4 protein-coding genes are annotated in these 6,467 nt (G+C 62.5%); all 4 read right to left on the bottom strand.

Annotated elements, in window-relative coordinates; genetic code table 11:
- On the bottom strand, window positions 1–674 hold a 674-nt coding region (locus VEK15_31290), incomplete at its 3' end, for a hypothetical protein (protein ID HXV65221.1).
- Between the two features lie 106 nt (window positions 675–780).
- Window positions 781–1,089, bottom strand: coding sequence for a hypothetical protein (locus VEK15_31285; GenBank protein ID HXV65220.1), 309 nt, complete (start codon window positions 1,087–1,089; stop codon window positions 781–783).
- 288 nt (window positions 1,090–1,377) lie between these two features.
- A complete protein-coding gene (locus tag VEK15_31280) occupies window positions 1,378–4,686 on the bottom strand; it encodes a DEAD/DEAH box helicase family protein (protein ID HXV65219.1) in 3,309 nt (1,102 codons plus the stop codon).
- A gap of 9 nt (window positions 4,687–4,695) precedes the next feature.
- On the bottom strand, window positions 4,696–6,467 hold a 1,772-nt coding region (locus VEK15_31275), incomplete at its 5' end, for a site-specific DNA-methyltransferase (GenBank protein ID HXV65218.1).

Here is a 6,467-nt window from a genome sequence, read left to right as displayed (position 1 = left end):
TGCTCGCTGATCGTCTCGCCGCTCAGGTCGGTGACGAGACGGGTCGAGCCCAGGTGATCGACGTGCATGTTGAACACGCTGAAGCTCGGGGAAACCTCGGTGCCGAGGAACAGCAGGGGCGAGGTCGCGGGGCGCCAGCGGTCGTCGGCCGACGCGGGCGGCATTGAGGCGGACGCCCAGGACTCCCCGGTGTCGCAGACCGCCGCGGGATCCGCGGTCGACTCCGCCTCGACCTCGCACGTCGGCTCCCCTGCTCCGGCATCCGCGATCCACTCGAGCTCTCGCGGTGACCCGCGCTTCGCGTAGCCCGGAGATGCGCTACAGTTCCAGAAGATGATCTCCGACCGCGGCGATTCCCCACCCGAGGCCGTGATGCCGTCGTCCGAGCCTCGCGCCGTCACATAGAACGCCTGCAGGAAGAAGGTATCGCAACTCTTGTCCTCGCTTCCCCACGGGAAGTACCCGTTGTTCCACTCGTGTCTCGTCGGGCAGTCCTCGTTCGGGTCGACGGGCGTCAGTGTTGGCGGGTCCGTCTGCTCGAACGAGTTCGGGTCGAGATCGCCCGCCTCGACATAGGTCGTCCCGGCCGATGCCGGTTGCACTTGGGTCGGGTAGAAGAAGATCCCGCCCGGGAACACGTAGCGGTAGATCGTGTACTCGTGGGCACCCGGCACCGGATCCCATTCGAGACGGATCGTGCACGGGTTGCCCGGCGGGCTACTATCGTCATCAAATCGGGCATTCCAAGTCGCTGGCGGCTTCCCACGTGCCCCAACATCTTCAAGGCGTTCTGTAGCCCTTTTCGATCACTTGGTTGAAAGTCTTCCTTAGATCGCGACAGGTTCCGTCGATACTATCGACCTCGGCTGAAAGCCTCCAGAGCTGCTCCGCTAGTTTGTCCCGCGAGTCTTCCTTGAGATCCGTCGCCAGGAGTTCGTCGATTAATCGGCAGAACGTCCTGGAACGTGCGTACAGATAGACCAAGTCTCCAATGACACTCTCCTGTGTTGCAGGTAGCTCACCGGAGTACCAAGAGAGCGCTCGGGACAACCTATCGGCCAAAGTCTCCTTCTCGTCAGAGGCCGCCATCTTTGCCTCTCTGTTTCGGTTTGAGGGGGGTCTCGGCCTTCGGGATCTTGGTCGGCTCCGCATCGCCGAGACACCCGCCGTGTGTATCGTACTCAATAGCGCCCCTGACCCGAACTCGATTTCCCCTTTTCGGGTCCTCGGACGACAACTCGGTGCTCGAAACAGCGCTTCGCAACCGAGCGATAGGTCGAAATCGTCGTCAAATCGGCCATTTCAAATCGCTGGCGGGGTACCGTCGGCTTCAAGGGACCTACCTTTTTGGACTCGAGTATCTCGGCGTCCATGGCATCACGACGGCCGCAGAACAGTGATGAACTCCGCGATGATCTGGAAGTCTTGCTCATCGGCGGGATTGAGAACGATTGGCACAAAGTCGGGATTCTCAGGCGCCAACACAACCGTCTTGTGACGCCAACCCGTTGACTCGTGCTTCTTTTCGGATCGGTAGCGCTTTACTGTAAACGACCCACCGGTCTCCGGATCAGCCGGACCCTGATACTGGGCGAGGACGATCTTGCCGTTTCGCGTCCCTGCTGGTTTGGCCCGGAAGACCGCGAAGTCCCCGTTTCGAATCGCCGGCTCCATCGATCGGCCGACCGTTCTTGCTACGAACATCCGTTCGTCGAGCTTACCGATACCGTCCGCCTCGACCCATCCCTCAAGCTCGACGTCCTCGCCGTTACCGAAGTAGCCCGCGGCCGCCCGCAAGCTGTACAGCGGCAACAGCGTCTTGAACTTCTCGCGCTCCACACGTACGTCGTCGAGTGGAACCAGCTCCAGTTGCGGCTTCGGACGAGGGAGCACAAGTGCCTCCACCAGACCCGTCAGCGTTTTCACACCGGAGGCAACAGCCGCCTCGAACTTTCTTTGCTGAACAAAGAGGTAACGCCATGCCCCGTAGGTCGTGGTGCTCATTCGCTGACACCACAGTTCAGCCGCCTCGCTCTTGAGCTTCGTGTTGGGTCGAATCTCACCCTTCGTCTCGACGACCCACATGCCGTCGCGGCCCTCGGCATCACTGGCCGCGATCAAGAAGTCGGGGTAGTACTGCCGCGGTCGGTTTCCCTCGTAGTACGTGACGGAGAAGCCGAAGCGCTCGTTCTTGAACCAGCGATCCACATCACGGGCCTTGTCTAGGAAGTCCGCGAACTGTTTCTCGAGGTCGGTGTGGCAGGGTGCCTTGTTCGTGTGGCAACGCTTCCCGTCTGCCACGAGCCCCGTCCACTGGAAGCGGCGCAGGTAGGCCGTGTCGAGCCATTCAGGGCTGCCGAAGATGGGCACGGCGGCGGTCTTGCCAACGCCAGTGCCTCGGATCGCGTTTTCGAGCACGTCTAGAGCCTGACTCCGCCAGTAGTAGATGCCGATGTCGCGGGGGTCGGAGTCTCCTTTCGTGCGGACCCGGGTGTCGAGATACCGCCGGGTCACCTCGAGGAGTTCGTCGAAGGTCGGGCCGATGCCGAGTTCAGAGGCGCTCCCCGGGTTGGTCGCGTCGAACAACTCCCGCGCCATCAGGAAGGCGGTCTTGAGCACCGGCCACTCGGCGCGGAAGGTCTCGAGACTCATCACTTCCTCGGGCTGGCCACCAACAACGGGCTTTACGTGCACGTTCGGCGGCGTGTGCTTCGGGTCGAGTTCGATCTCGGGGAGACCCTCCACCTGGATCAGGTCGGCCAAGGGCTCCGTCACGCCAACCGCCCAGGAGCGGACGTTCGGCACCCGCACCCGGTGTTTCGCCTTCTTCGGGTCGGGCTCGATCCAGACCGGCTTGTGACTCCAATCGCCCGCCTTCGGCCGCTTGCGCTTCTGCACCGGGAAGCCGAAAAACGGGATGCCGAAGGCATCGACGGTCTCTTCGTAGCCTTCCGGACGCTCATCGAGCGGCTGGTTGAGTACGTCGTAGCTTGTGCGGCGCAGCCCCCGGCCGACGATCTGCTCGGTCAGGAGCGGTGAACCGAAGGCACGGAGTCCCAGGATGTGCGTCACGCTCTTCACGTCCCAGCCTTCGGAGAGCATGTTCACGCTCACGATGCAACGTACGCGCTCACCGGGCTTGCCCTTGGAACCCACGGTGTTGACGATCTCGCGCAGCTCTGCTTCCTTGCCTTTCTCGGCGTCGAAGACCTTCGAGTCGATCTGCAAGGTCACCCATTTCGATCGGTCGTCGTCATCGGGGTTGCGCAGCAGGTCGTACTCGCGCGAGAGGTGCTCGAACAGCCACTTGGCGCGAGTCGCGTCGTTCGTGACGCACAGGAGCACTGGGCTCGGGCCCTGGCGCATAGTCTCGAAGATCGATTCCCAGTCTGCGAAGTCCTGCTTCCACGACGAGTAGATGCTCGCCACGGCTCCCTTACAGGCCCGCAGATACTCCTCCTTGGTCTTCGCTCCCTTCACGTCGTTCCAGAGGTCGATGTAGATCCGTCCGCGTTCGTCGGGGTCCGGCAGGCGCACAACCTTGACCAGTCCGGACTCGAAGGCGTCGTAGACCGAGAAGTCCGAAACCATCCATTCGAAGAGTGTGCCCTCGTTCTTGGGTGAACCCGAGCCGTACCAGGGCGTGGCGGAGAGGTCCACAACTAGGCTCAAACGCGCCGCCTTCGAGACGCGTTCCAGGATGTGGCTCCACTTGATGTAAGCCGGCTCCTCGCTTTTCCTGGTCCGTTTCTCGCCGTACACGTGGTGGGCCTCGTCGTTGATCACGACGACGTCGCGCCAGCCCCTGAGTAGGCGCCGGATTGGCGCGTTCGGGTCCTGTCGCGCACGGCGGCGCATGGCGCGAAGCACAGCCTGGGGGATGAAGCGCCCTTCCTCGAGTGGCACGTCCCCCTCGCCGATCCAGTCGTCGCGCTTGGCCTCGACCGGGATCGCCTGCCAGTTCTTCACGAGGACGTTCGGGTGGAACTCCTCGCGGTACTCCGGCGGGACCATCTCAAACGCGTCGTAGAGGTTGTGCTCTCCCGCGACGTCGAGGCCGTCACCGCGGGGCAAACCGCTCACGCGATCTCGCACGGTCAGGTTGGGGACGAGTACGAGGAAATTCGCCGACAGTGACGAACCGCTGACCTTGCGCTTGTGCAGCGTGGACCAGACGACGAGCATCGCCATGACCACGGTCTTGCCGGTGCCGGTGGCGAGCTTCAGTGCATAGCGTAGGAGGTCGCCGGTCTCGGGCATGCGGCGGCGATTCTGGAGCTCGTACAGATAGATCAGCGTCTCGACCGCCTCCTGCTGGCAAAAGAAGAAGCGTCTGCCCGTGGCGATGCGTTCATCGTCGCGCTCAAACCACCACTCAAGGAGCCGCCCGGTGACCACTGCCGTACCAGGGTAGCCCGCCTCTCGCCAAGCACGAATGTCCTCTCGGAGCTGGTTGACGAACTCGTTCGGCTCGGCCGCCGAGGCCGAAAGGTCGTCGAAGAGCCCAGCCTCCTTGCCGACGACTCCCGCGATCCCACCCTTGGCGTCCTTCGCCGAGGCGAGGAAGCGCATCGAAGGGCGCCGTCCTTCCGCCAGCTTCGACCTTCCGCCCGGGAGAAGCTGGTAGTGCCGATCGGGCTCCCGATAGGCGTCGCAGACAACGACGCGATCGACGATGTAGGCCATCGCGCGCCTCTACCCGAGGTCCTGGACGACGGTGGATTCGTTGCCGTACACGTCCACGACCTTGACCGCGATCCGCTTGTAGCCTCGCAGCGGGAAAGGCGCCGAATTGAGCTTGAGCTCGAACTCCTCATCATCCACGTCGAGGCCGAGCGTGGACGTCGCCGGCTTTCTCTTGAAATCGAAGAACATCTGGCAGTCGACGAAGCAGTCGCCGTCGTAGTCTTCGTCGAGATACCAGGCCGAAACGTAACCAGAATCGGCATCATAGTACTCAGTGGTGCGACGCTTTCGGTCAAACAGGGCCACCCCTTTCAATCGGACGCGCACCTCTTGGTCTTTCTTGCCGTTCTTCTTCGTTTGGACCTCGATGTCCGGTAGAGCCAGGGGCGAGAACAGCATTTCGGGCTGGGTCGCTTTGATCCCCTCGGCCAGTGTGTCGGGCCGGATCATGATCAGCTCAACCTTGATTTTGCCGCGCTTCTCAAGGGCCGACTTCACCTCGCCGACGTTCGCCTCAAAGGCCCAGCCCAGCACGTGCACCTCGAGGATGCCCGAGGCCATCGCATCCTGAACAGCGTCGTGGATTTGCTTCGCGGTGACGCGGCCCGAGACCGGCCCGACCGAGATCGCGATCTTCTCCTTCTCGGTTTCCGCCACCGCATGCACGAGTCCGGTTGCACCCTGGATGGCCGAGTCCTTGCGATAGAGGCGGCAGATCACTTCGATGTAGTTCTCGAGCTTCGCCGCCTCGCCGATGCCCGACTCGCGGACCACGTAGCCCTTCCAGTCCTCTACGGAGTAGCGGCCGAGGGACATCACCTCAAGGGGGCCGCAGACGCGGAGGGCATCTCTGTCCACCTCGGGCTGGTCGACCAGCTCGACCTTCTCGGGCTCGAGGTCGTAGGCGAGGCTCTTGAGCGTGATGTGCGGAACGGTCCGGTACAGAAAGTTCCCGGACACCTTGCCATTGCGGGTTTGGTAGTGAGGAAGTACCCCCGACACCAACCGCTGTCTCGCTACGTTCACCGCAACGCGCGACGTGTCGCACGTGATCCAGCGCCGACCCGCTAGCTCAGCGCAGGCCGCAGTCGTTCCGGAGCCACAAGTGGGGTCGAAGACAAGGTCGCTCGGGTCGGTGGTCATCAGGATGCACCGCTCGACGACCTTTGGAGACGTCTGTACCGCATATAGCTTCGCAGCGCCGAAGCCGCTGATCACAGTGTCGTCCCAGATGTTGGTGTAGGGAGCCAGCGGAAAGTCGTCGGCGTACCGCTTGTAGCGTAGCCGCTTCCCGATGGGGTACAGCCGCCCCTTCGCCGCAAGCCGCTTGCGCCCTTCAAGGCCGGTCTTCCAGTGCGTGTTCGGGGGGAGAGAATACTTGACCCCCTCGAACTCGAATGGCTGCGAGCCCTCTTCGGTCTCGCCTTGCGAGGAGATCTGATCAGGCATAAAGCGCCGCGCGCTATCCGGTAGCGGTGCAGTGCCCAATTTCTCTTCATCTGTGATGCGTCGAACGGAACCGTCGGGCAGTTCCACCAGCGTGTACTGTTCCTGCAGCGTGTGCGGCGGACGCGCCATGTAAAGCTGTCGGTACTTCAGAGACGACTTGTCTTTCGCGTACCACAGGAGGCGGTCGAACACTGAGTCCAATCCAGCAGCGCCCTTGCCTGAGGTCTTGTAGAAAACCACCTCGGAGACGAAGTTGGCCGCTCCAAAGACCTCGTCCAAGAGCGCCCGCGTGATGTGCGCGTTCTCGTCCCCCATCTGCAAGAACACCGAGC

This window comes from Vicinamibacteria bacterium, assembly GCA_035620555.1.
In the GTDB taxonomy this organism is placed as follows: Bacteria; Acidobacteriota; Vicinamibacteria; order Marinacidobacterales; family SMYC01; genus DASPGQ01.
Note: the sequence above shows the minus strand (reverse complement) of the source record. Positions and strands in the feature narration are given on the sequence as shown.

Coding starts and splice junctions, on each gene's coding strand:
- VEK15_31285 (HXV65220.1), bottom strand. CDS start 1,089: ATGGCGGCCTCTGACGAGAAGGAGACTTTGGCCGATAGGTTGTCCCGA.
- VEK15_31280 (HXV65219.1), bottom strand. CDS start 4,686: ATGGCCTACATCGTCGATCGCGTCGTTGTCTGCGACGCCTATCGGGAG.